This window comes from Shigella sp. FC1967 (assembly GCF_001743005.1).
Lineage (GTDB): Bacteria > Pseudomonadota > Gammaproteobacteria > Enterobacterales > Enterobacteriaceae > Proteus.
On sequence record NZ_MIIZ01001441.1, the window covers coordinates 1 to 347 of the forward strand.

The following is a 347-nucleotide window of genomic DNA, read 5'->3' on the forward strand; positions in this document are numbered from 1 at the left end:
TCCTTCACCCGAGTTCTCTCAAGCGCCTGAGTATTCTCTACCTGACCACCTGTGTCGGTTTGGGGTACGATTGTTGATAACCTGAAGCTTAGAGGCTTTTCCTGGAAGCAGGGCATCAATTGCTTCACCACCTTAGTGGTTCGTCATCACACCTCAGCATTAAGTGACCGGATTTGCCTAATCACTCTGCCTACATGCTTGAACCGGACGACCGTCGCCCGGACCAACCTAGCCTTCTCCGTTCCCCCATCGCAGTTACCACCAGTACGGGAATATTAACCCGTTTCCCATCGACTACGCTTTTCAGCCTCGCCTTAGGGGGTTCGACCTCACCTGCCCCTCACCTG

General features: G+C 53.6%; 1 rRNA gene. It reads right to left on the bottom strand.

The window, feature by feature from the left end:
- A 23S ribosomal RNA gene (locus BHE89_RS22770) occupies window positions 1-347 on the bottom strand; the annotation flags it as partial.